This window comes from [Bacillus] selenitireducens MLS10, assembly GCF_000093085.1.
GTDB classification, from domain to species: Bacteria; Bacillota; Bacilli; order Bacillales; family Salisediminibacteriaceae; genus Salisediminibacterium; species Salisediminibacterium selenitireducens.
In genome coordinates, this window is the sequence record NC_014219.1 from 1,602,642 (window position 1) to 1,625,285 (window position 22,644).

The 22,644-nt window shown below is 49.8% G+C and carries 21 protein-coding genes and 1 tRNA gene; all 22 read left to right on the forward strand.

Annotated elements, in window-relative coordinates:
* The first annotated feature begins 21 nt into the window (after window positions 1–21).
* The 22 genes from sdhA to hemB all read left to right on the forward strand — a co-directional run bounded on the left by sdhA (window position 22) and on the right by hemB (window position 22,627).
* On the forward strand, window positions 22–1,794 hold the full coding sequence (sdhA, locus tag BSEL_RS07265; RefSeq protein ID WP_013172339.1) for a succinate dehydrogenase flavoprotein subunit: 1,773 nt from the start codon (window positions 22–24) through the stop codon (window positions 1,792–1,794).
* The gene (gene sdhB, locus BSEL_RS07270) at window positions 1,791–2,555 is read left to right on the forward strand and encodes a succinate dehydrogenase iron-sulfur subunit (protein WP_013172340.1); all 765 of its coding nucleotides are present in this window, start codon (window positions 1,791–1,793) and stop codon (window positions 2,553–2,555) included. The genes sdhA and sdhB overlap by 4 nt, the downstream gene beginning before the upstream one ends.
* A 94-nt stretch (window positions 2,556–2,649) precedes the next feature.
* Complete coding sequence (locus BSEL_RS07275; protein WP_013172341.1) at window positions 2,650–3,111, forward strand: acyl-CoA thioesterase; 462 nt, start codon at window positions 2,650–2,652, stop codon at window positions 3,109–3,111.
* 89 nt (window positions 3,112–3,200) lie between these two features.
* On the forward strand, window positions 3,201–4,064 hold the full coding sequence (locus BSEL_RS17045; protein WP_013172342.1) for a PRD domain-containing protein: 864 nt from the start codon (window positions 3,201–3,203) through the stop codon (window positions 4,062–4,064).
* Window positions 4,065–4,339: 275 nt separating this feature from the next.
* Window positions 4,340–4,603, forward strand: coding sequence for a phosphocarrier protein HPr (locus tag BSEL_RS07285; RefSeq protein WP_013172343.1), 264 nt, complete (start codon window positions 4,340–4,342; stop codon window positions 4,601–4,603).
* Window positions 4,603–6,318 (forward strand): phosphoenolpyruvate--protein phosphotransferase, encoded by a 1,716-nt coding sequence (gene ptsP / locus BSEL_RS07290; protein WP_013172344.1) that lies wholly within the window; start codon window positions 4,603–4,605, stop codon window positions 6,316–6,318. Before BSEL_RS07285 ends, ptsP begins: the two co-directional genes overlap by 1 nt.
* 257 nt (window positions 6,319–6,575) lie before the next feature.
* A complete protein-coding gene (locus BSEL_RS07295) occupies window positions 6,576–6,986 on the forward strand; it encodes a MarR family winged helix-turn-helix transcriptional regulator (RefSeq protein ID WP_049773722.1) in 411 nt (136 codons plus the stop codon).
* A gap of 25 nt (window positions 6,987–7,011) precedes the next feature.
* A complete protein-coding gene (racE, locus tag BSEL_RS07300) occupies window positions 7,012–7,854 on the forward strand; it encodes a glutamate racemase (protein WP_013172346.1) in 843 nt (280 codons plus the stop codon).
* Window positions 7,855–7,857: 3 nt separating this feature from the next.
* On the forward strand, window positions 7,858–8,643 hold the full coding sequence (gene rph, locus BSEL_RS07305) for a ribonuclease PH (protein ID WP_013172347.1): 786 nt from the start codon (window positions 7,858–7,860) through the stop codon (window positions 8,641–8,643).
* A complete protein-coding gene (locus BSEL_RS07310) occupies window positions 8,640–9,263 on the forward strand; it encodes an XTP/dITP diphosphatase (RefSeq protein WP_013172348.1) in 624 nt (207 codons plus the stop codon). Before rph ends, BSEL_RS07310 begins: the two co-directional genes overlap by 4 nt.
* Window positions 9,263–9,775 carry a metallophosphoesterase family protein gene (locus tag BSEL_RS07315; protein ID WP_013172349.1) on the forward strand — a complete coding sequence of 171 codons (513 nt, stop codon included), beginning with the start codon at window positions 9,263–9,265 and terminating at the stop codon, window positions 9,773–9,775. Before BSEL_RS07310 ends, BSEL_RS07315 begins: the two co-directional genes overlap by 1 nt.
* A 77-nt stretch (window positions 9,776–9,852) precedes the next feature.
* Window positions 9,853–9,929, forward strand: a tRNA-Arg gene (locus BSEL_RS07320).
* Window positions 9,930–10,298: 369 nt separating this feature from the next.
* Window positions 10,299–11,345: a tetratricopeptide repeat protein gene (locus BSEL_RS07325; RefSeq protein WP_013172350.1), complete on the forward strand. Its 1,047-nt coding sequence runs from the start codon at window positions 10,299–10,301 to the stop codon at window positions 11,343–11,345.
* A 121-nt stretch (window positions 11,346–11,466) separates the two neighbouring features.
* Window positions 11,467–12,768, forward strand: coding sequence for a trigger factor (tig, locus tag BSEL_RS07330; protein ID WP_013172351.1), 1,302 nt, complete (start codon window positions 11,467–11,469; stop codon window positions 12,766–12,768).
* Between the two features lie 250 nt (window positions 12,769–13,018).
* Window positions 13,019–14,290, forward strand: coding sequence for an ATP-dependent protease ATP-binding subunit ClpX (gene clpX, locus BSEL_RS07335; protein ID WP_013172352.1), 1,272 nt, complete (start codon window positions 13,019–13,021; stop codon window positions 14,288–14,290).
* Window positions 14,291–14,394: 104 nt separating this feature from the next.
* The gene (gene lon, locus BSEL_RS07340; protein WP_013172353.1) at window positions 14,395–16,719 is read left to right on the forward strand and encodes an endopeptidase La; all 2,325 of its coding nucleotides are present in this window, start codon (window positions 14,395–14,397) and stop codon (window positions 16,717–16,719) included.
* Window positions 16,716–17,354: a ribosome biogenesis GTP-binding protein YihA/YsxC gene (yihA, locus tag BSEL_RS07345; protein ID WP_013172354.1), complete on the forward strand. Its 639-nt coding sequence runs from the start codon at window positions 16,716–16,718 to the stop codon at window positions 17,352–17,354. The genes lon and yihA overlap by 4 nt, the downstream gene beginning before the upstream one ends.
* 287 nt (window positions 17,355–17,641) lie before the next feature.
* Complete coding sequence (hemA, locus tag BSEL_RS07350) at window positions 17,642–19,030, forward strand: glutamyl-tRNA reductase (RefSeq protein ID WP_013172355.1); 1,389 nt, start codon at window positions 17,642–17,644, stop codon at window positions 19,028–19,030.
* 14 nt (window positions 19,031–19,044) lie between these two features.
* On the forward strand, window positions 19,045–19,866 hold the full coding sequence (locus tag BSEL_RS07355) for a cytochrome C assembly family protein (RefSeq protein WP_013172356.1): 822 nt from the start codon (window positions 19,045–19,047) through the stop codon (window positions 19,864–19,866).
* Window positions 19,867–19,917: 51 nt separating this feature from the next.
* On the forward strand, window positions 19,918–20,856 hold the full coding sequence (gene hemC / locus BSEL_RS07360) for a hydroxymethylbilane synthase (RefSeq protein ID WP_013172357.1): 939 nt from the start codon (window positions 19,918–19,920) through the stop codon (window positions 20,854–20,856).
* The gene (locus BSEL_RS07365; RefSeq protein ID WP_013172358.1) at window positions 20,856–21,650 is read left to right on the forward strand and encodes a uroporphyrinogen-III synthase; all 795 of its coding nucleotides are present in this window, start codon (window positions 20,856–20,858) and stop codon (window positions 21,648–21,650) included. The genes hemC and BSEL_RS07365 overlap by 1 nt, the downstream gene beginning before the upstream one ends.
* Complete coding sequence (gene hemB, locus BSEL_RS07370) at window positions 21,647–22,627, forward strand: porphobilinogen synthase (protein ID WP_013172359.1); 981 nt, start codon at window positions 21,647–21,649, stop codon at window positions 22,625–22,627. Before BSEL_RS07365 ends, hemB begins: the two co-directional genes overlap by 4 nt.
* Window positions 22,628–22,644: the final 17 nt, after the last annotated feature.

The following is a 22,644-nucleotide window of genomic DNA, read 5'->3' on the forward strand; positions in this document are numbered from 1 at the left end:
AATAGAAGGAGTGTATGTGACATGAGCAAAGGAAAAATTATCGTTGTAGGCGGCGGACTCGCCGGCCTGATGGCGACAATCAAAGCAGCCGAAAGGGGGATGACGGTGGATCTGTTCTCCGTTGTACCCGTAAAACGTTCACACTCTGTGTGTGCCCAGGGCGGCATAAACGGAGCCTTGAATACAATGGGTGAAGGTGACTCCACGTGGGAGCACTTTGATGATTCCGTATACGGCGGGGACTTCCTTGCCAATCAGCCTCCGGTAAAAGCCATGTGCGACGCGGCACCGGGGATCATTCATCTCCTTGACCGCATGGGTGTTATGTTTAACCGGACGGCAGAAGGACTTCTTGCTCTGCGCCGGTTTGGCGGCACGCAGCATCACCGTACGGCATTTGCCGGTGCAACGACGGGACAGCAGCTGTTGTATGCACTTGATGAGCAGGTTCGCCGCCACGAAGTCAACGGACTTGTGAACAAGTATGAGGGATGGGAATTCCTTCATGCCGTACTTGACGATGACAATGTCTGCCGTGGTATTACCGCACAGGACCTGAACTCCTCTGAGATTCAGTCATTCCGCGGGGATGCGGTGATTCTGGCGACGGGTGGACCGGGCATCATCTTCGGCAAGTCCACGAACTCCATGATCAATACCGGCTATGCCGCAGCGGCGGTCTATGAGCAGGGTGCCTACTACGCGAACGGGGAATTCATTCAGATTCACCCGACAGCGATTCCGGGGGATGACAAACTCCGCCTCATGAGTGAATCAGCCCGTGGTGAAGGCGGCCGTGTCTGGACCTATGATGAGAACGGAAAACCTTGGTACTTCCTTGAAGAGAAGTATCCGGCATACGGAAATCTCGTACCGCGTGATATTGCGACTCGTGAGATTTTCCACGTCTGTGTGGATAAAAAGCTCGGTATCAACGGAGAGAACATGGTCTACCTTGATCTCTCGCACAAGGATCCGAAAGAGCTCGACATCAAACTTGGCGGCATCATGGAGATCTATGAGAAGTTCATGGGTGATGATCCGCGTAAAGTGCCGATGAAGATCTTCCCTGCGGTGCACTATTCCATGGGCGGTCTCTGGGTTGACTACGATCAGATGACCAACATTCCAGGCCTGTTTGCCGCCGGTGAAGTGGATTATTCCATTCACGGTGCAAACCGCCTCGGTGCGAATTCCCTGCTCTCTTCGATCTTTGGCGGCATGGTTGCCGGACCGAAAGCAGCTGAGTATATCGACGGTCTCGATCAGCTTGCAGAGGAGATGGACAGTCGTGTATTCGACGCCCAAGTGCAAAAGGATCAGGATGAGTTTAACAAGATCCTCAAGATGAACGGCACAGAAAATGCCTTTAAACTTCACCAGGAACTCGGATCGCTGATGACGGAAAACGTCACCGTTGTCCGTGAGAACGATCGTCTTGCCAAGACAGATGAAGCCATCGTGTCCCTTCTTGAGCGTTATCAGAACATCAGTATTGATGATACCTCACAATGGTCCAATCAGAGTGCCGCATTCATTCGTCAGTTGAAAGCCATGATGAATCTCGCACGCGTGGTAACCGTCGGCGCACTCAACCGGAATGAAAGCCGGGGCGCTCATTACAAACCGGAATTCCCGGACCGTAATGACGAAGAATGGCTGAAGACAACAAAGGCCAAATTCAACCCGGAAACACAGGATCCGGTATTTGAATATGAAGATGTGGATGTGTCGCTGATTGAGCCGCGTAAGCGAGATTATACTTCCAAGAAAAAGGCTGGTGAGAAAGCATGAGTGAAAAAACCATCTCACTGATTATCAAACGGCAGGAAAACCAGGAGAGTGCCCCGTATGAAGAGAAGTTTGAGATTCCGTACCGCTCAAACATGAACGTCATATCGGCGCTGATGGAAATTCGTCGAAATCCAAAGAATGCCCTGGGCAAAGACACCACGGCAGTCGCATGGGATGCAAGCTGTCTTGAAGAGGTGTGCGGAGCCTGTTCCATGGTCATTAACGGAAAACCGCGCCAATCCTGTACAGCGTTGATTGATCAGCTTGAACAGCCGATCCGGCTTGAGCCGATGAATACGTTCCCGGTCATCCGTGATCTGCAGGTCGACCGCAGCCGAATGTTTGACTCGCTGAAGCGGGTCAAAGCCTGGGTGCCGATCGACGGTACACATGACCTGGGTTCCGGACCGAGAATGCCGGAAGCGAAGCGCCAGTGGGCGTACGAACTGTCAAAATGCATGACGTGCGGTGTTTGTTTGCAGGCATGTCCAAACGTCAACAGCAAATCCCCGTTTATCGGACCTGCACCGATCTCTCAGGTGCGTCTCTTTAACGCCCACCCGACTGGTGCGATGCATAAGGCAGAGCGTCTTCAGACGTTGATGGACGGTGAAGGCGGACTGTCCAATTGCGGAAACTCGCAAAACTGTGTGGAAGCCTGTCCGAAGGAGATTCCACTGACCACGTCCATTGCTGCTTTGAATCGTGAGACCACATTACAATCATTCAAAGATTTCTTTGGTACCGATCACACGGCATAAGGTCAACAGGAAGAGAGAGGGCCTGTCCTTCTCTCTTCTGTTTCTTTTGCGCAATAATGAATGAAGTATCACTCATTAAAGGGGAGGATGTCAGATGGCATTGCCGGCATATATCGAAAATCTTGAAACATGGACTGAGGAGTTTGCGTATTTTTTTCCTGTGAACGTCCGTTTTTCCGAAACGGATGCCTTCGGTCATTTAAATAATACGAATACATTCGTTTACTTTGAGCATGGCAGAATTTCGTTTTTTAAACAGATTGGCCTGATGCAGGAATGGATGAGCCGTGAAACGAATGCGATTCCTGTAACGGCGGATCTTCACTGTGACTACATGAAGCAGGTCTATTTCGATGAGGAACTCCGCATCGGTGTTAAACTGAACCGCGTTGGAACGAGTTCGATGGATATTCACTACGTCGCGCTGAACCGTAAAGATGAGGTCTGTTTTACCGGACGGGGCACGATTGTCCAGGTTTCAAAAGTTACAGGGAAAGGGGAACCGTGGACGGAATCGGAAAAGGAGATGCTTGAAGCAACCATGCCGCAGCGTTGACGAACAAAGGAAAGCGGATTATGATGAACAAAAGCGGATGAATGGGGACACCATTCATCTTTATTATGACATCTGCGGGGCGGTAAGGAATGAAAGACGGGACATACAGGGTAGTGAAAGCGTTGAATAATAACGTGCTCATTGCAAAAACAGATATCGATCAGGAAGTGATCTTTATTGGAAAAGGGATCGGTTTTGGGAAGAAAGCCGGGCACGATTATCAGGCTTCCAAATCTGATAAAGTTTATATGCTGATCGACCAGGACGAACAGGACCGCTATAAGGCGCTTGTCACTGAGGATAACGAGGAGCGGCTTCTTGCTGTCCATGAAGCGATAGCAAGAATTGAAAGTGAGATGGCAATCCGTTTGCCGGATTCCGCGCTCTTTGCCCTGACGCAGCATCTTGCCCTCGCTTTGCAGCGGACAACCGATGGGACGGACATTCAGAATCCCTTCCTTTTGGAGACGAAATGGCTTTACCGGGACAGCTACAGGCTCGCCGAGCAGGCCGTCCACTTTTTGATGAAGGAGACCGGGCTGTCCCTGCCGGAAGCAGAGATCGGCTTTGTAACGCTTCATATCCAAAGCGCATTAAGAGATTCGGGTCCCGAATACAGTAACAGGAATCTTGAAGATGTACTTGAACGTTGTTTGTTCTACATCGAGGAGAAGACAGGTGCGAGTCTTGACGAACGGTCAGGCACCGTTCGCAGGCTCATTTCTCAGATCAGTCAGATCGTACATGAACCGGATCCGGATGATGGCGAAAATATTGTGACTGATGCCATTTTGAACTTGAAGCAATCGGATGGACTGTGCTATACTGTTTCCCGTAACGTAATCCGGATGATTGAGAAAGGGACCGGTAAACAGGCCGGTGACAAAGATGCCCTGCATCTGATGCTTGCCCTGCATTCGGTCATGAACCATCAGCAGCTGACAAAACCATAGCAGGAACACACGATTTCATTTACGTGTTACTGATTCGATCAGGCATGAGTAAAGAGAGGGTTGTGAGCAGGAAATGCGTATTCACGTATGGATTTCCGTTCACGTTTCTTTTTACTCATGTCTTTTTTGTTTAATATGCTGATCGACGCATGATTTGTGTAAAAGCAGGGTAAATAAAACAGATAGAACAGGGTATTTCGGTAACTTTTCATCAGAATCCGGACTACCATTTATACGGGAAGAATCCCGAAACTACGTTTAAGGAGTGTTTCAACATGGCAGAGAAGACATTTACGATCACAGCAGACACAGGAATCCACGCACGACCGGCAACACAGCTTGTCAATAAAGCAGGTCAGTTCGAATCAGAGATTACACTTGAGTACAACGGAAAGTCCGTTAACTTGAAGTCAATCATGGGTGTTATGTCTCTTGGTGTCGGTCAGGGTGCAGATGTGATAATCAAAGCGGAAGGTCCGGACGCTGACGAAGCGATCAAGGAGCTTGATGGCATCATGCAGGAAGGATTGGCAAAATAATGGCGAAAAAGCTGACAGGTATTGCGGCATCCTCCGGGATCGCCATCGCCAAAGCATTTCGTATGGAAGTACCGGATTTGAGCTTTGATGACAGTCAAACCGATGACCCGGACCAGGAAATCGTCAAGCTGGATCAGGCACTGGCCACATCCACAGAGGAACTTGAAGCCATTCGGGAAAAGACGCTGAATGACCTCGGTGAAGAACACGCCGAAATCTTCTCAGCCCATCTTCTCGTTCTGCGGGACCCGGAGCTCATCGATCCGATCAAACAAAAGATTTCCGATGACCGTTCCAATGCAGCGAAAGCCTTGTCCGAAGTGACGGACATGTTTGTCAGTATGTTTGAATCCATGGATAATGAATACATGCAAGAACGTGCTGCGGATATCCGTGATGTTTCCAAGCGGGTTCTCGCACATATTCTTGGCAAGCCAATCGTATCTCTTGCGGAAATCCAGGAAGAAGTCATTCTCCTCGCGGATGATTTGACACCTTCGGATACCGCTCAGCTGAATAAAGCATTCGTCCTGGGTTTTGCGACCGATATCGGTGGTCGGACTTCGCATTCGGCGATCATGGCGAGATCCATGGAGATTCCCGCCGTCGTCGGTACGAAATCAATCACCGAATCCGCTGAAGCGGGTCAGACGGTTATCGTCGATGGTCTTGACGGCGAAGTGATCGTTGATCCGTCCGACGATGAATTGGCGGCTTACCGGAAGAAACAGGAAGATTTTGAAGCACAGAAAAAAGAATGGGCAAAGCTCAAAAACGAACCTTCAGTGACGAAAGACGGCGTGCAGGTTGAGCTTGTTGCCAATATCGGAACACCGGACGATCTCGAGGGTGTGAAGAACAACGGCGGCGAAGGAGTGGGTCTGTACCGGACTGAGTTTCTGTACATGGGCCGTGATGAACTGCCGACGGAGGAAGAACAGTTTGAGGCTTATAAGAAAGTTGTCGAAGAGATGGGTGAGCACCCGGTTGTGATCCGTACTCTTGACATCGGAGGGGATAAAGAGCTTCCTTATCTCGATCTGCCAAAAGAGATGAATCCGTTCCTCGGTTTCAGGGCAATCCGTCTTTGTCTCGAGAAAGACGACATGTTCCGCGTGCAACTCCGTGCCCTTTTGAGAGCGAGCGCATTCGGGAATCTGAAGATCATGTTCCCGATGATCGCGACCCTTGAGGAGTTCAGACAGGGGAAAGCGATGCTTGAAGAAGAGAAGGCGAAGCTCGTCGCTGACGGTGTGCAGGTGTCGGATGATTTGGAAGTCGGCATCATGGTTGAGATCCCGTCAACTGCCGTTATGGCACCGCAGTTTGCCAAGGAAGTTGACTTCTTCAGTATCGGTACGAACGATCTGATCCAGTACACGATGGCCGCAGACCGTATGAATGAACAGGTATCCTATCTGTATCAGCCTTACAACCCGGCGATCCTGAACCTGGTGAAGATGGTGATTGATGCGTCTCATAAAGAAGGCAAATGGACGGGCATGTGCGGGGAAATGGCCGGTGACGAAGTGGCGATTCCGCTGCTCGTCGGCCTAGGACTCGATGAATTCAGCATGAGTGCCACATCCATTCTGCCTGCAAGAAGCCAGCTGTCGAAGCTGACGAAAGAACAGGCGAAACAGACGGCTGAAGAAGCGCTGCAGATGAACACATCTGAGGAAGTAAAAGCGCTTGTGACGGAACGGTTCCTGTAATCGTCAAATGAAGCCACTCCACTCCTTTAACAGAGTCGGGGTGGCTTTTCCGTTCAATTGAGGGGCTTTTATCACAGATGCATGGACAGGGAACCTGTGATAGAATGATGCAAGGAGCTATACAACAGACTCTGTTGCTGCCGGTTCCAAAGGGTGCCGAACGCCTCCAGGATCATGAAAGGAGACGAAGATCAGTGAGTGAGACCAAATCCCAGCTGAATGCTGAACAAGTGGCGAATGTTGAGAAATCACTTCGCATGATTGCAGATATCGTCAAACAGAAAGGGCGGGAAATATTAAATGAGTTCCCGATCACACCACCGCAGTTCGTAGCCCTTCAGTGGCTGCACGAAGTCGGGGATATGACAATCGGTGAGCTGTCTAACAAGATGTATCTCGCCTGCAGTACAACGACGGATCTCGTTGACCGTATGGAGAAGAATGATCTCGTCATCCGGGTCAAAGATGAGAAAGACCGGCGGGTTGTGCGGATTCACCTCCAGGATAAGGGTGCGACGATTATACGGGAAGTCATCGGGCAACGCCGGGAGTATCTCTCGCAGGTTCTTGAACGGTTCTCCGAAGACGAAGTGGACCGCGTCGAGAGCGGGCTTGTTCATCTTCTCGATGAGATGAAACGTGACGCAGAAACATGGAAATCATTTTAACACCGAATGGAAAAGAGGATGCACTGTGCAACGACCAATTGGCGTCATTGATTCAGGCGTGGGCGGCCTGACGGTTGTATCGGAACTGATGCGGCAACTGCCTAAAGAAGAAATTATCTATATCGGGGACACGAAACGGTGTCCGTATGGTCCGAGGCCTGCCTTTGAGGTGGCGGAATATACATGGGAAATGATCGATTATCTCATGTCGAGGGATATCAAGCTGCTGGTGATTGCCTGCAATACAGCGTCCGCAGTCGTGCTTGACGACGCCCGACAGGCGCTCGACATTCCGGTAATCGGGGTGATTCATCCGGGAGCTGTTGCTGCTTTGAAAGCGACAGAGAACCTGGAAGTCGGTGTCATCGGGACAGAAGGCACGATTTCGAGCGGTGCCTACTATGAGGAGCTCAAATCGATCCATAACGATGTGAAAGTCGTGAGCCTTGCCTGTCCGACGCTTGTGCCGCTGGTGGAATCAAACCGGTACACCGGGGAAGAGGCGAAGGCCGTCATTCGGGAGGCCCTTGAACCTATGCTCGATTATCCGGTGGACAGCCTGATTCTCGGCTGTACCCATTACCCGATGATCGAAAGAGAAATTCAGGACGTCGTCGGTGAAGATATTCACGTTATCTGTTCAGGAGATGAGACGGCCCGCGCGGTCAGTACGCTTCTGTACCATGAACAGCTGCTCTATACAGGGGAGAGGCGTCCCCGTCACCTGTTTTATACAACAGGTGCGAAGGCCATGTTCCAAAGCATAGCGGAATCATGGCTGAAAGAAAGCGGACTCGACGTACGCGAGACGGATTTAAAGCTGCCAAAAGCAACGCGGAAAGTGAAATCAGGGATGGAGGAATTTTAGTTTATGAACAGAGCGTTTGAACGATTGAATCATCAGTTGAGGGATATCGACATGATCCCGGGGTATATTAAACATCCGGAGGGAAGTGTGCTGATTTCCTTTGGCGATACAAAGGTCATCTGTTCGGCAAGTATTGAAGACAGAGTGCCGCCGTTTCTCAGAGGTCAGGGGAAAGGCTGGGTTACAGCCGAGTATGCAATGCTGCCGAGAGCGACAGAGTCACGGAACATTCGTGAATCCTCAAAAGGGAAGGTTACCGGACGGACGATGGAAATCCAGCGTCTCATCGGACGCGCGCTCCGTTCCGTTGTGAACCTTGATCTTCTCGGTGAGCGCACGGTCTGGGTGGACTGCGACGTCATCCAGGCGGATGGTGGAACGCGAACGGCTTCGATTACAGGGGCATTCACCGCTGTGGCGCTTGCGTTTGAAAACCTGATGGAGGAAGGCAAGCTTGAAGAGAATCCGTTGACGGATTTCCTTGCTGCCATTTCCGTGGGTGTGGCTTCTGACGGGGATATTCTCCTCGATCTGGACTACAGTGAAGATTCCACTGCGGATGTGGATATGAATATTGTCATGACCGGAACCGGTCAGCTTGTCGAAGTACAGGGAACCGGTGAAGAAGCAACGTTTTCGAGAGCGGAGATGAACAAGATGCTCGACGTTGCCGAAGAAGGCATTGGCAAGCTGATTGATAAACAAAAAGCCGTGATTGGACCGTTTGCGGAGACGATCGGCGTGCAGCATTTGCAGGAAGCGGATGCGAAGGGAAGCGGTCAATCATGAAAGAAGTGATGATTGCGACGCGCAACAAAGGCAAAGTTGCCGAGTTTGAACAGTTTTTTGCAAATAAAGGGGTTCAGGTCCGTTCCCTTTTTGATGCTGAGGAGATCCCGGACATCGTGGAAGACGGTGCCACGTTTGAGGCCAATGCCATCAAAAAAGCCGTAACCGTTCAGGAAGCACTCGGGATTACGGTTATCTCTGATGACTCAGGCCTTGAAGTGGATGCCCTTGACGGGGCACCCGGGATTTACTCCGCACGGTATGCGGGACTTGAAGAAAAGAGTGACGAAGCGAATAATGCCAAACTGTTACAGGAGTTGGAAGGGGTAGAAGGCGAGGAGCGTTCTGCGCGATTTGTCTGTGTCCTTGCTGCGGCATTTCCTTCAGGTGTTGTCAAGACAGTCAGGGGGACCGCAGAAGGCCTTATCGCTGATTCCCTGAGCGGCACGGAAGGCTTCGGCTACGATCCGCTCTTTATCCTTAAAGGAGAAGAGCGGACGATGGCTCACTTAACAAAAGCTGAAAAGAACGAGAAAAGCCACAGGGCCGATGCCTTAAAGCAAATGGATGCTCTTTGGGACGAGTGGCTCTTGGAGCATAAAGAAGAGGAGAAACGCTAATGAAAGCATTGATCTTAAGCGACAGTCACGGATGGAAAAAAGAAGTCGCCACTGTCAGAGACCGTCATCAGGATGAAGTGGATGTCATCTTTCATTGCGGTGATTCCGAACTCCCTTATGATGCGCCTGAACTCAAGGGCATTGAAGCGGTTGGCGGCAACTGTGATCTGGGTTCCGATTACCCGGATGAAATCGTCACATCTATCGGGGAAGAACGGTTTTTCGCCGGGCACGGGCATCTCTTCGGAATTAAGATGTCTGAGCTGAACCTCGTCTATAAAGGCATGGAGAATGACGCAAGCATTTGTCTTTTTGGGCATACTCACCAGCCGGTCGCTGTCATGAATAAAGGACTGCTTTTGGTGAATCCCGGCAGCATGCGGGAACCCCGCGGATATCCGACAGGGTCTTATGCCATCATTGAGTCAGATGAAGAGACGTATCAGGTGCGTTTCTTTTCGGTGGATGGCCAGGAACTCGGTGATTTATCAAAAACTTTTCCGAAAGAATAGTTGACACTGAAGGCGGAATTGTATATATTAATAGATGTCGCTGTTAAACGGCGAACGACAATTCCGCCATTTATTTTGTCCCAGTAGCTCAGCTGGATAGAGCAACGGCCTTCTAAGCCGTAGGTCGCAGGTTCGAATCCTGCCTGGGATGCCATTCACAATCTGCAAGTCACGTCAGGTGACATTATATTTCCCCTCAAACGTTGATATGACAGCGATTGAGGGGTTTTTCTTTTTTTATGTTTCGATTGAATAAGGTATGATATTGGTTGAACGCTACACATTTACTACACATCGAACCTTTATTCTGAGCATGAAGATCTCGTCAAAGCATTGTTTGAGCGAGGGAAAAAAGGGGCATATTATCTAAAGTGAAAAGCTGTGCTGCTCAATCCGATCAGAAAAATCAGGAAAAAGATCTGACGATTGTTATAATATTTGTAATTCATACGATAGATTGCTAAAATGAAAGCAGTTTCGTAGCATTTGCCGACCAAAAGAAGACAGGAGGTGATGAGAACGGATGAGTGCATATGAAAAAAAGAATAACGTCATTCAAATGCCGGGACTTGTAAACAGGCTTGTCGATTCAGGCATGGCTGCCTTAAAGGAAAAGCGCCACTATGACGCTTTGACTTATTTTAATCAGGTAGTCCAGCTTGAAAAAGATCATTCTCAGGGGCGTTACGGCCTTGTGATTGCCAATATTGAGCTCAATCGGCTTGAAGAGGCGAAGGCCCAGTGTCAGTCGATGCTTGATGAAGGTATCGGTGATTACTTTGACATTCTGAAAGTGTACATTTCTTTACTGGTGCAGCTCGGTGATTATGAAGAAGTGGTCGACATTTTGGAAGAAACACTGCCGGACAACAGCCTCCCCGAAGAGATTGCAGAGTCATTTACGCAGCTCTTGAGTTTTGCGAAGGATATGACAGATGACAGTAAGATGATGAACGTGAATGTGGAAGAGTCAGATATGACGGTTTCAACGGATGAACTGATCGAACGCATTCATGAGGGAAGTATTGAACAGCAGTGGGGTGCGCTCCATACCCTCAGCAAACGGGAGAAGGATATAGCAGCAGATACATACAAAGCCTTCCTTGCAGCGGAAGATCACCATCCTGTGATGAAAAGCTACGTCCTGACAATGATGGATGAAATGGGCATCGAAGATACGTTTCTTGTACATAAATTTGGACATACATATAAAGTGCGGTTACCGGATGACAAGCACCTCTTTCACCGTGAACAGGGGCGTGACGTCATTGCATTGATCAGGGATCATCTTGAAGATGAGAACCCATCGCTTCTGTCGCTCGCTGAACAGCTCTGGTGGCACTATCTCTTTGCGATTTATCCCAAGCCCCTTCCTGATGTGGATGCGAGGGACCTTGCGGCGGGGCTGCACATGCATCTTCATACGCTGATGATTGGCGATGATCTGAAGCCTGAATGGTTTGCTGAAGAATACGGATCGAAGAAGAGTGCGGTTATTTCCTGCTGTACGGAAATAAAAGAAATAGAATTGCTTTTGCATCGTTTTGAGGAATATTTGAGAGAACAGTAAAAGCTGTTATGCACTGACAGAGCGAATCATGATGAAATCATTGAAATGATCATCAGCTGTGTTATAATATATTGGTTGCAAATTAAGCTAAGGTAAAGATTGATATGGAGGGAAACAAATTATGACTGCAAATTGGGAAAAACAAGAAGGCAATACAGGCGTATTGTCTGTTGAAGTAAGCAGCGAACGATTTGACAACGCTTTGGATGAAGCGTTCAAAAAGGTTGTCAAGCAAGTGAATGTACCTGGATTCCGTAAAGGACGTGTACCGCGTCAGATTTTTGAACAGCGCTTTGGTGTCGAGAGCCTGTATCAGGATGCGATCGATCTCGTTTTGCCTGAGGCTTATACACAGGCTGTTAATGAAGCGGGAATCGAGCCGGTTGATCAGCCGGACATCAGCATCGATCAGGTAGAGAAGGGTTCTGCCCTGAAGTTCACGGCAACGGTAACCGTGAAGCCGGAAGTTGAACTCGGCGACTACAAAGGTCTTGAAGTAGAGGCGCAGCCTGTGGAAGTCACAGACGAAGAAGTCGATCAGGAAATCGAAGCAACACGTGAGAAGCACGCTGATCTCATCGCCATTGAAGATGGTGAAGTGGCTAAGGGTGACACGGTTGTCATGGATTTTGAAGGATTCGTTGACGGAGAAGCCTTTGAAGGCGGAAAAGCGGAGAACTACTCCCTTGAAATCGGATCCGGTCAGTTCATTCCAGGCTTTGAAGACCAGCTCGTTGGTGCGAAGCAGGGTGAAGACGCGGAAGTAAACGTGGAATTCCCTGAGGACTATCATTCTGAAGATCTCGCAGGCAAGCCTGCTCTTTTCAAAGTGAAAGTGCACGACATCAAGCGCAAGGATCTTCCGGAGCTTGACGATGAGTTTGCAAAAGATGTGAACGAAGAGTTCGAATCGTTTGCAGACTTGAAAAAAGACATTCGCGAGAAGCTTGAAAAGACGAAAAAAGATGAAGCGGATATGGCTAAGAAAGACTCCCTTGTTGAACAGGCAACGGAAAATGCCACAATCGAAGTTCCTTCAGCAATGGTTGAAACAGAAAAAGACCGCATGCTTGAAGAATTCAGTCAGCGTCTGCAGGCACAGGGCATGACGATGGATATGTACTACCAGTTCGCACAGACGGATGAAGAAGGCATGAAAGCCCAGTTCTCCGGCGATGCTGAAAAGCGTGTCCGCATGAACCTGACGCTTGAGGCGATTTCTGAAAAAGAAGATATTCAGGTTTCTGACGAAGCTGTTGAAGAAGAAATCGAAAAAATGGCAGAGATGTACGGCCGCCCGGCAGATGAGATCAAGCAGATCCTCATGATGCAGGGAGGAACGGATCAGCTGAAAGCCGATCTCCGCATCCGTAAAGCCATCGACCTTCTTGCTGAAGAAGCCGTTGAAAAGCCAGCCGAATAATATCTGCCTGTGAGCAGATTTCAGCAAGGCGCGACAAGTCAGTCGTGCCTTGCTGTTTATACATATTGCACGAGCCGTGAAGTGGATTCATTGACATAGGAGTTTTGGTTCTTTATTCTGTATGAGAGATTGACAGATGCCGGATTTTTGGGTCTTTTAGGATGACTGTGATAGAATGAAGGCAGATAAAAATCAGAAAGAGACGCGGTCGTATGCGACGCGCGCAATTTAATCCCAAGGGGTGAACCGGATGTTTAAATTTAATGAAGAAAAAGGACAACTCAAATGTTCTTTTTGCGGGAAGACACAGGATCAGGTACGTAAGCTTGTAGCAGGTCCAGGTGTATATATTTGTGATGAGTGTATTGAACTCTGTAATGAAATTGTGGAAGAAGAGCTCGGTACGGAAGAAGAAGTGGAAATCGAAGATATTCCGAAGCCGCAGGAAATCCGTGAAATTCTCAATGATTACGTCATCGGTCAGGACCGCGCGAAAAAGACGCTTTCTGTCGCGGTTTATAACCACTACAAGCGTGTGAACGCCACTGTGCGTAACGATGATGTGGAGCTCGCAAAGAGTAACATCTGCCTCATCGGACCGACAGGAAGCGGGAAGACGCTCCTCGCTCAGACCCTTGCGCGTATCTTGAATGTACCGTTTGCCATTGCCGATGCGACGTCACTGACTGAAGCCGGCTACGTGGGTGAAGACGTGGAGAACATCCTCCTCAAGCTCATCCAGGCCGCAGATTATGACGTGGAGAAGGCAGAGCGCGGGATCATTTATATTGATGAAGTGGACAAGGTGGCACGTAAATCGGAGAACCCGTCCATCACGCGTGACGTATCCGGTGAAGGGGTCCAGCAGGCCCTCCTGAAGATTCTCGAAGGTACAACAGCGAGTGTACCGCCTCAGGGTGGACGTAAACACCCTCATCAGGAATTTATTCAGATTGATACAACCAACGTCCTGTTTATCGTCGGCGGAGCCTTTGACGGCATCGACTCGATCATCAAACAGCGTCTCGGTAAAAAAGTCATCGGATTTGGAGCAGAAGCGGATCAGGAAGACCTGAAAGAAGGGGAATACCTCTCCAAGATTCTGCCGGAAGACCTCTTGCGTTACGGTCTGATTCCGGAGTTCATCGGCCGTATTCCTGTTATTGCAAGCCTTGAGCAGCTTGATGAAGCAGCACTTGTTGAAATTCTGACGGCGCCAAAGAATGCACTTGTAAAACAGTATCAGAAGCTCCTTGAGCTTGATGAAGTGGAACTTGAATTTACGGAAAAAGCGCTCAAGGAAGTGGCCACGAAAGCCATCGAACGCAAAACCGGTGCCCGCGGTCTGAGATCGATCATTGAAGGCCTGATGCTTGATGTGATGTATGACCTGCCATCACGTGATGATATCGTAAAGTGTGTCATTACGGACAAGACGGTAACGGACAACGTGAAACCGACGTTACTCGATAAAGACGGCAATGAAGTGAAAGACCCGGAGAAGCCAAAGGAAAGTGCATAAGCTGAACAAAACAGCGGGGCGTCTCAGTGAGACGCCCCTTCCTTTTCAAATCCGTATTAAATCCAGTATGCGAGACATTGCAATATCCAGGAGGTGGACAATCCATGAGTGAAGAAAACAAAACCTTACCATTGCTTCCTTTAAGAGGGCTGATTGTATTCCCTACGATGGTCCTGCATCTTGATGTAGGCCGCGACCGTTCCATCCAGGCGCTTGAAACAGCCATGGTGGACAATCATGAAGTATTCCTCACGACACAGCGGGAAGTATCAACCGATGAACCGTCCCGTGAAGAACTGCACGAAATTGGAGCCGTTGCCAAGGTCAATCAGATGCTGAAGCTGCCAAACGGCACGATCCGTGTCCTCGTCGAAGGACTGCATCGTGCGAAAATTGAGGATTTCCGTGAACTCGAGAAGCACTCTGAGGCGGATATTTCCTTCGTGGATGAGCGCCAGGAAGCAACTGTTGAAGAACAGGCGCTGATGCGCAATCTTCTCGATCAGTTCGAGGAATATCTCAAGCTCTCCAAAAATATCACCAGGGAAACCTTCGAATCCGTTGCGGATATCGTAGAACCCGGCAGAATGGCGGATATCGTGACCTCCCACCTGCCCCTTAAAGTACCTCAAAAGCAAGAGGTCATTGAGGAATTTGACGTGACGAAGCGTTTGAATCTCGTTTTGAAAACGCTGAAGAATGAGCGGGAAGTCCTCGGTCTTGAACGCAAAATCGGCCAGCAGGTGAAACGTTCCATGGAGAAGAGTCAAAAAGAATACTACCTCCGTGAACAGATGAAGGCGATCCAAAAAGAGCTTGGTGAAAAAGAGTCCAAAGAATCGGAAATTGATGATATGCGCGACCGCATTTTCAAAGCGGAAATGCCCGAAGCGGTCGAAGAAAAAGCGCTGAAGGAATTAAAACGCTACGAAAAAATGCCACCGAGTTCTGCAGAGAGTTCGGTAATCCGTAACTACATCGAATGGCTTGTTGTTGTACCTTGGCATGAAGTAACGGAAGATGTCCTTGATATTCACCGCTCCGAAAAGATTCTCGATGAAGACCATTACGGACTCGAGAAGGTGAAAGAGCGTGTCCTTGAATATCTTGCCGTGCAGGAGCTGACGAACGAACTGAAGGGGCCGATTCTTTGTTTGACAGGACCACCGGGTGTCGGGAAGACATCGTTGGCCCGCTCCGTTGCGCGAAGTCTCGACCGCAAATTTGTGCGGATGTCCCTTGGGGGCGTGCGGGATGAGGCCGAGATTCGCGGACACCGCCGTACGTACGTCGGTGCGATGCCAGGCCGGATCATCCAGGGAATGAAGAAAGCCGGCACCATGAATCCGGTCTTCCTTCTCGATGAAATCGACAAGCTCGTACACGATTTCCGCGGGGACCCTTCGGCATCACTCCTTGAAGTCCTCGATCCGGAACAGAATAATACGTTCAGTGATCATTTTATCGAAGAGCCGTATGACCTTTCGAAAGTCATGTTTATTACGACGGCGAACAACATCGGAGCTATTCCGGCACCGCTTCGTGACCGAATGGAAATCATCCATATTCCGGGCTATACGGAAGTGGAAAAGAAAGAGATTGCAAAGCGGTACCTTCTTCCGAAACAGATCAAGGAACACGGGCTTTCAAAAGGCAAGCTCCAGGTGAAAGATGAAGCGATCCTGAAAGTCGTCCGTCGTTACACGAGAGAAGCAGGGGTGCGAAACCTTGAACGCGAACTGGCGAAAATCTGCCGGAAAGCGGCGAAAAAGATCGTATCCGGCGAGAAAAAACGGGTCATCGTCACAGAGAAGACGATTGAGGAACTGCTCGGCCGTCCGACTTTCCGCTATGGAAAAGCGGAAACCAAAGATCAGATCGGAACCGCTACAGGACTTGCCTATACCGCAGCAGGCGGGGATACGCTGAACATCGAAGTCTCTCTTTACCCCGGAAAAGGAAAGCTCCTTTTGACAGGGAAGCTTGGAGACGTCATGAAAGAATCCGCTCAGGCCGCGTTCAGCTATATCCGATCGAAGTCGAAAGAGCTGAATATCGATCCGCAATTCAATGAGAAGAATGATATCCACATTCACGTCCCTGAAGGTGCTGTGCCTAAGGACGGTCCGTCAGCCGGGATTACCATCGCGACAGCGCTCATATCCGCCCTGACAGAGCGCCCGGTGCGCCGTGAAGTCGGGATGACCGGAGAGATCACCCTGAGAGGCCGTGTGCTGCCGATCGGCGGTCTGAAAGAGAAATCCATGTCCGCACACCGCGCCGGCCTGACGCATATTATCATTCCGGAAGAAAACGAGAAGGATCTCGAAGACATTCCGGACAGCGTGAGGGATGATTTAACCTTTATCCCCGTTGCGCATCTTGATGAAGTGCTGAAACATGCCCTTGCAGGAGGAAAAGAATCATGAAAGTCAATCAGGCAGAACTCGTGATCAGTGCCGCGAAACAGGATCAGTTTCCGGGTACAATGATTCCGGAAGTGGCGCTCTCGGGCCGTTCAAACGTTGGGAAATCGTCCTTTATCAATACGCTGATCAACCGTAAAGGGCTCGCCCGGACGTCCCAGCGTCCGGGAAAAACCCAGACGCTGAACTTCTATATCATCAATGACCGCTTTCATTTCGTCGATGTGCCGGGTTACGGCTACGCGAAAGTATCGAAAGCGGAGCGGGCGGCCTGGGGCAAAACCCTTGAACTGTATTTCTCTTCGAGAGAACAGTTGAACGGAGTCGTACAGCTGATCGACAGCCGCCACAAGCCGTCAGAAGACGACATACTGATGTATGACTGGCTGAAGCATCACGGGCATAAAGTGGTCCTGATCGCGACGAAATGTGATAAGATCCCGAGAGGCAAGTGGGCGAAATCGAAAAAACAGATCTCCGGAGATTTGAACCGGGATCCGTCAGATCCTTTGATCATGTTCTCGTCGGAAACCGGACAGGGGAAGGAAGAAGCCTGGCGGGAGATCAAGGATCTGCTGTTTGCCAAACAGCCGGACCAGGAATCAGCTGATCGCTCTGAACCGGATGCGAACGACTGACGTCAGGAACCTGCCAGGGGTAATGATGTCAGATGACAACATGAAAACAGCCGCCATCTGCGCGGCTGTTTTTCGTTTAATGACTTACAAAATTCTCAATGGTGTGACGATAATCACAGCCACATCAAGATCAGGGGTGTATACTGGTACAAAGTTAAACAAAATCAATGGTTGTGAAAACGAATTATGTTATAATTAATAATGATTATAAACAGGGGTTAAATTGTTTGTCACAGCCGCGTATAGGTTGTAAACTAGAGTGGGTTTCCAGTTTTGGGGGTGGAGGTATGCATATCCTCGTTGTCGGACTGAATCACAAGACAACACCGGTTGAAATCAGAGAGAAATTTCAGTTTCAGTCGGATTTGGATCAGGCATTGACTGCGTTAAGGCAGTCGAAAAGTATATTGGAAAGCGTTATTATCTCAACCTGTAACCGGACTGAACTGTACGTTGTTGCAGATCAGCTTCATACAGGCCGCTATTATTCGAAGATGTTTCTTTCGGAGTGGTTTGATGTACCGAAAGAAGAGTTCTCCCATCATCTCGTGATCAGAGAAGATGAGCACGCCATCGAGCATCTGTTACGGCTCTCCTGTGGTCTCGATTCCATGATCCTCGGAGAAACGCAGATTCTCGGACAAGTCAGGGATGCCTTCTTGAAGGCGCAGGAGCTCGATACAGTCGGGACGATCTTCAATTACAGCTTCCGACAGGCGATTGCACTTGCGAAACGCGTACAGGCTGAAACCGGGATCAACGACAATCCGGTATCGGTCTCTTACGCAGCTGTCGAACTCGGAAAGCAGATTTTTGGAGATTTTAACGGCAAGGAAGTCCTCGTGATGGGGGCGGGCAAGATGAGTGAGCTGACGGCAAAACATCTGACGTCGAGTGGTGTCAGTCAGATAACCGTTATGAACCGTACGATGGAAAAGGCCATCGCCCTTGCGGATCGTTTTGACGGAAGAGCCCGCACGTTTACGGAACTTTCGGACACGCTCCTTGAGACCGATGTCCTCATCAGCAGTACCGGTTCCGATCAGTATGTCCTGAAAGAAGAGGATGTGCGCCAGATCATGAAAAAGAGAAAAGGCAGACCGCTGTTCCTGGTCGACATTGCCGTTCCGAGGGATCTGGATCCTGAGCTGAACGAACTTGATAATGTGTATCTGTATGATATTGACGACCTTCAGGGCATTGTGGAAGCGAATCTTGAAGACCGCAAGGAGGCAGCCGAACAGATTGAGCTCATGATTGAAGAAGAGCTCGTTGTATTCGGTGACTGGCTCGATACCCTCGGCGTCGTTCCTGTCATTTCCGCACTTCGCTCAAAGGCATCATCCATTCAGGAAGGAACGATGGAGAGCCTCGAGCGAAAGCTCAGTCACATGACAGACCGGGAAAAGAAAGTGATCCGCAAGCATATGAAGAGCATCATCAATCAGATGCTCCGCGATCCGATCACAGCGCTTAAGGAAGTGCCAAATGAGGAATCGCCGGATGAACTGCTGGATTATTTCACACGGGTCTTTAATCTTGATGATCATCTTGACGGGAAAGAACCGAGAATCACGACAAACATTAAGATTAACCGTAAGGAGCGGGAATTTAACATCGCACGGAGGAAGGCACTGATCGGCAACCGCAAGAAAGTGGCCGTGCGCTCCTTTTAAGGGAGGAGTCGACGATGGCAGGAGTCAATATACTCTATATTCTGATCGTGCTGCTTTACTGCTTAAGCGTGGCATTGTATTTTATTGATTATATTCATAAAAACCAGAAGGTCAAAAAGATGGCCTTCTGGTTGCTTTCTATCGTTTGGGTCATGCAGATTCTGTTCATGATTCTTCGTTACATAGAGTTCGAACGGCTGCCGATTATGACCAGCTTTGAGGCAATGTTTGTTTATGCCTGGATGATCGTAACGGTCTCGATGGTCGTCAATGTGATGTTCCGGACGGATTTTCTTGTCTTCTTTTTAAATCTCGTCGGATTTACGGTGGTTGTCATTGGTCTTCTTGTGCCGGCGGGTGATATTTCTCCGGAACTCAGGGAGTTATTTGTCTTTGAGATGCTGATGATCCATGTCGGTATCCTGCTTGTTGCGTACGCCGTTTTCACCGTCTCGTCGGTCTTTTCACTGCTGTACCTGATTCAGCATCAGATGCTCAAGTCCCGCAAGCCGAATTCACGGATTTCCCGTCTCGGGAATTTGCCCATGCTTGAGCGAAACAGTTTTTTTGCTGCTGTAACGGGGATCCCGCTGATGCTGATCGGCCTGATCCTCGGGGTGATCTGGACGTATATATCGTTTGATACGATTCCGTGGCTAGACCCGAAAATCGTCACGTCCTTTATGGTCGTCGGTTCATACGGGCTGTATGTCTTTTATTATCAATTCCGCAAAGAGCGGGGATACAGGATGGTGCGCCTGAATCTGGTGTCCTTTCTGATCCTGCTCGTGAACTATTTTCTGTCCAGTTCGTTTTCCTCTTTTCATATCTGGTAAAGACGGGCGCACAGGACAGGGTGTTAATTATTTATTCAGGAGGTTCTTTCATTGACACGAACAATTACGTTAGGCTCAAGACGAAGCAATCTGGCTATGACACAAACCCGCTGGGTGATCTCGGAGCTTGAAAAGCTCGGGCTGCCCTTTCAGTTTGAGATTAAAGAAATAACGACACGGGGCGATGAGATCCTTGACGTGACCCTCTCAAAGGTCGGCGGTAAGGGGCTGTTTGTCAAAGAAATTGAACAGGCGATGCACAACGGTGAGATTGATATGGCCGTTCACAGCATGAAGGACGTCCCGTCCACCCGTTCAGAAGGGCTCGTGCTTGCATCTGTCCCGAAGCGGTATGATCCGAGGGATGCGTTGATTTCAAACAGCGGAAAGACCCTGATGGAGCTCCCTGCAGGATCGATTGTCGGTACAAGCAGCCTGAGACGCGGGTCCCAGGTCCTTGCGAAGCGTCCGGATCTTGAGATTCAGTGGATTCGGGGGAATATTGATACCCGGCTCAGAAAGTGCAGAGAAGAGAACTTCGACGCGATTATCCTCGCAGCGGCGGGCCTCGAGCGTGTTGGCTGGACCGAAGATATTGTGACGGAGTTTCTCGATCCGGATCTGTGTCTGCCGGCCGTCGGCCAGGGAGCTCTCGGTCTTGAGTGCAGGGAAGATGATTATGAATTGAGAGAGCTTCTTGCTCATATCAACCATGAACAGACAGCTATAACCGTGGCAGCAGAGCGGGCGTTTCTCAGAACCGTGGAGGGTGGCTGTCAGGTGCCGATCGGGGCTTATGCGACCCTCGATGAACAAAATCAGATTCACCTGACCGCACTCGTGGCGTCGACAGACGGCAAACAGGTCTTCAAAGAGTCCATTATCGGGGAAGACCCTGAATACATCGGCACTGAAGTGGCGGAGCGTATTCTCAGACAGGGTGCCAAAGGAGTACTCGATCAGGTAAAAGAGGATTTGGAGAACTCCTGATGAACGGTCCTCTTTCCGGCAAGCGGATCCTGAACACACGGGCGCCTCATCAACAGAAGGCGCTCACCGACAGATTGACAGCCTGGGGAGCCGACGTGGTCGAACTCCCCCTCATTCGTGTGGAACGTGTGAAGGGCGTTTCTGTGAGGGAATTCCGAGAAGCATTTGAAGCGGCGGATGTCGTCGTCTTCACGAGTCGAAACGCGGTCGAGGTGACGATGGATCTTCTGAAAGAAGCCTGTCAGACGGACGATTATACCCGGTGTTTTGAAGGGAAGGTCATTGCGGCCGTCGGTGAGAAGACGGGGGACGTGCTGATGGCGTCAGGCCTTACGCCGTCGATCATGCCTGACGTTTTTGAAGCAGGCCACCTGGCCCGTTCGATTGTGGATCAGACAGCCCCTGGTGCAGAGATTTTCTATCCTAGAAGCGAAAAAGCGAGAAAAACATTGCCAAAAGCACTGACAGAAGCAGGGCGCCATGTGACAGAGCTTGTGATCTACACCACGAAGTCACAGACGATTCCCTCTGACAAGATAACAGAGCTGTTTGAAGGTGACGGTCTTGATGTCATCACCTTTATGAGTCCGACTGCCGTTCAGAGCTTTTTTCAACAGATGGATCCGGCGCTAGTTCCTGATGATGTCAGATTTGCCGTTATCGGAGAGGTGACGGAAAGAGCGCTACGTCCTTATGTGAAGGAGGAGCGGCTGATTGTCCCGGAGCGCTACACACTCGAAGACATGATCCGGGCAATTGAAGAATTTTACAAACGGAAGGATGATCATAAATGAGCAGTCGAGAACCATTTAAACGGCACCGCCGCCTGCGGCAGAGCCCGAACTTAAGAGCGAATGTGAGGGAGAACCATGTGCGGACAGAAGATTTGATCTATCCGCTTTTTGCAGTGGAAGGAACCGGTGTGAAGAATGAAGTGCCGTCGATGCCGGGGGTATACCAGCGGTCCCTTGACCTGATTAACGACGAGGTGCAGGAAGCGGTGGATCTCGGGATCACGATGATCATCCTCTTCGGGGTGCCAAACGATAAAGATGCATGCGGAACGTCCGCGATGGCTGAAGACGGAATCGTACAGAAAGCTACGCGTCAAATTAAAGAAGCCTTCCCCGAATTGACCGTGATAACCGATACATGTCTCTGCCAGTTCACCGATCACGGTCACTGCGGCGTCGTGGAAGACGGGGAGATTTTAAATGATCCGTCCCTTGAGCTGTTAACGAAGGCTGCAGTGTCTCAGGCGAAGGCAGGGGCGGACGTGATCGCGCCCTCAAATATGATGGACGGCTTTGTCCATGCGATTCGTGAGGGGCTCGATGAAGCGGGCTTCAGCCATGTGCCGATTATGAGCTATGCGGTCAAATACGCATCGGCGTTTTACGGACCGTTCCGAGACGCGGCGCACAGCTCTCCGAAATCCGGGGACCGAAAGACGTATCAGATGGATCCGGCAAACCGCCGTGAAGCCCATCGCGAAGCCCGATCCGACGCAGATGAGGGTGCGGATTTTCTCATTGTCAAGCCTGCATTGTCCTATCTCGATATTATCCGTGACGTGAGAGACCGCCATGATCTTCCTGTCGTTGCTTACAACGTCAGCGGTGAGTATTCCATGGTCAAGGCCGCGTCGATGAACGGCTGGATCAATGAGCGGGACATTGTCATGGAGAAGATGGTCAGCATGAAACGGGCCGGCGCCGATCTGATTTTGACGTATTTCGCAAAGGATATTGCCCGCTGGGTGAACGAATAATCAATACGGAGGTTGAT

Coding starts and splice junctions, on each gene's coding strand:
- sdhA (WP_013172339.1), top strand. CDS start 22: ATGAGCAAAGGAAAAATTATCGTTGTAGGCGGCGGACTCGCCGGCCTG.
- sdhB (WP_013172340.1), top strand. CDS start 1,791: ATGAGTGAAAAAACCATCTCACTGATTATCAAACGGCAGGAAAACCAG.
- BSEL_RS07275 (WP_013172341.1), top strand. CDS start 2,650: ATGGCATTGCCGGCATATATCGAAAATCTTGAAACATGGACTGAGGAG.
- BSEL_RS17045 (WP_013172342.1), top strand. CDS start 3,201: ATGAAAGACGGGACATACAGGGTAGTGAAAGCGTTGAATAATAACGTG.
- BSEL_RS07285 (WP_013172343.1), top strand. CDS start 4,340: ATGGCAGAGAAGACATTTACGATCACAGCAGACACAGGAATCCACGCA.
- ptsP (WP_013172344.1), top strand. CDS start 4,603: ATGGCGAAAAAGCTGACAGGTATTGCGGCATCCTCCGGGATCGCCATC.
- BSEL_RS07295 (WP_049773722.1), top strand. CDS start 6,576: ATGATTGCAGATATCGTCAAACAGAAAGGGCGGGAAATATTAAATGAG.
- rph (WP_013172347.1), top strand. CDS start 7,858: ATGAACAGAGCGTTTGAACGATTGAATCATCAGTTGAGGGATATCGAC.
- BSEL_RS07310 (WP_013172348.1), top strand. CDS start 8,640: ATGAAAGAAGTGATGATTGCGACGCGCAACAAAGGCAAAGTTGCCGAG.
- BSEL_RS07315 (WP_013172349.1), top strand. CDS start 9,263: ATGAAAGCATTGATCTTAAGCGACAGTCACGGATGGAAAAAAGAAGTC.
- BSEL_RS07325 (WP_013172350.1), top strand. CDS start 10,299: ATGAGTGCATATGAAAAAAAGAATAACGTCATTCAAATGCCGGGACTT.
- tig (WP_013172351.1), top strand. CDS start 11,467: ATGACTGCAAATTGGGAAAAACAAGAAGGCAATACAGGCGTATTGTCT.
- clpX (WP_013172352.1), top strand. CDS start 13,019: ATGTTTAAATTTAATGAAGAAAAAGGACAACTCAAATGTTCTTTTTGC.
- lon (WP_013172353.1), top strand. CDS start 14,395: ATGAGTGAAGAAAACAAAACCTTACCATTGCTTCCTTTAAGAGGGCTG.
- yihA (WP_013172354.1), top strand. CDS start 16,716: ATGAAAGTCAATCAGGCAGAACTCGTGATCAGTGCCGCGAAACAGGAT.
- hemA (WP_013172355.1), top strand. CDS start 17,642: ATGCATATCCTCGTTGTCGGACTGAATCACAAGACAACACCGGTTGAA.
- BSEL_RS07355 (WP_013172356.1), top strand. CDS start 19,045: ATGGCAGGAGTCAATATACTCTATATTCTGATCGTGCTGCTTTACTGC.
- BSEL_RS07365 (WP_013172358.1), top strand. CDS start 20,856: ATGAACGGTCCTCTTTCCGGCAAGCGGATCCTGAACACACGGGCGCCT.
- hemB (WP_013172359.1), top strand. CDS start 21,647: ATGAGCAGTCGAGAACCATTTAAACGGCACCGCCGCCTGCGGCAGAGC.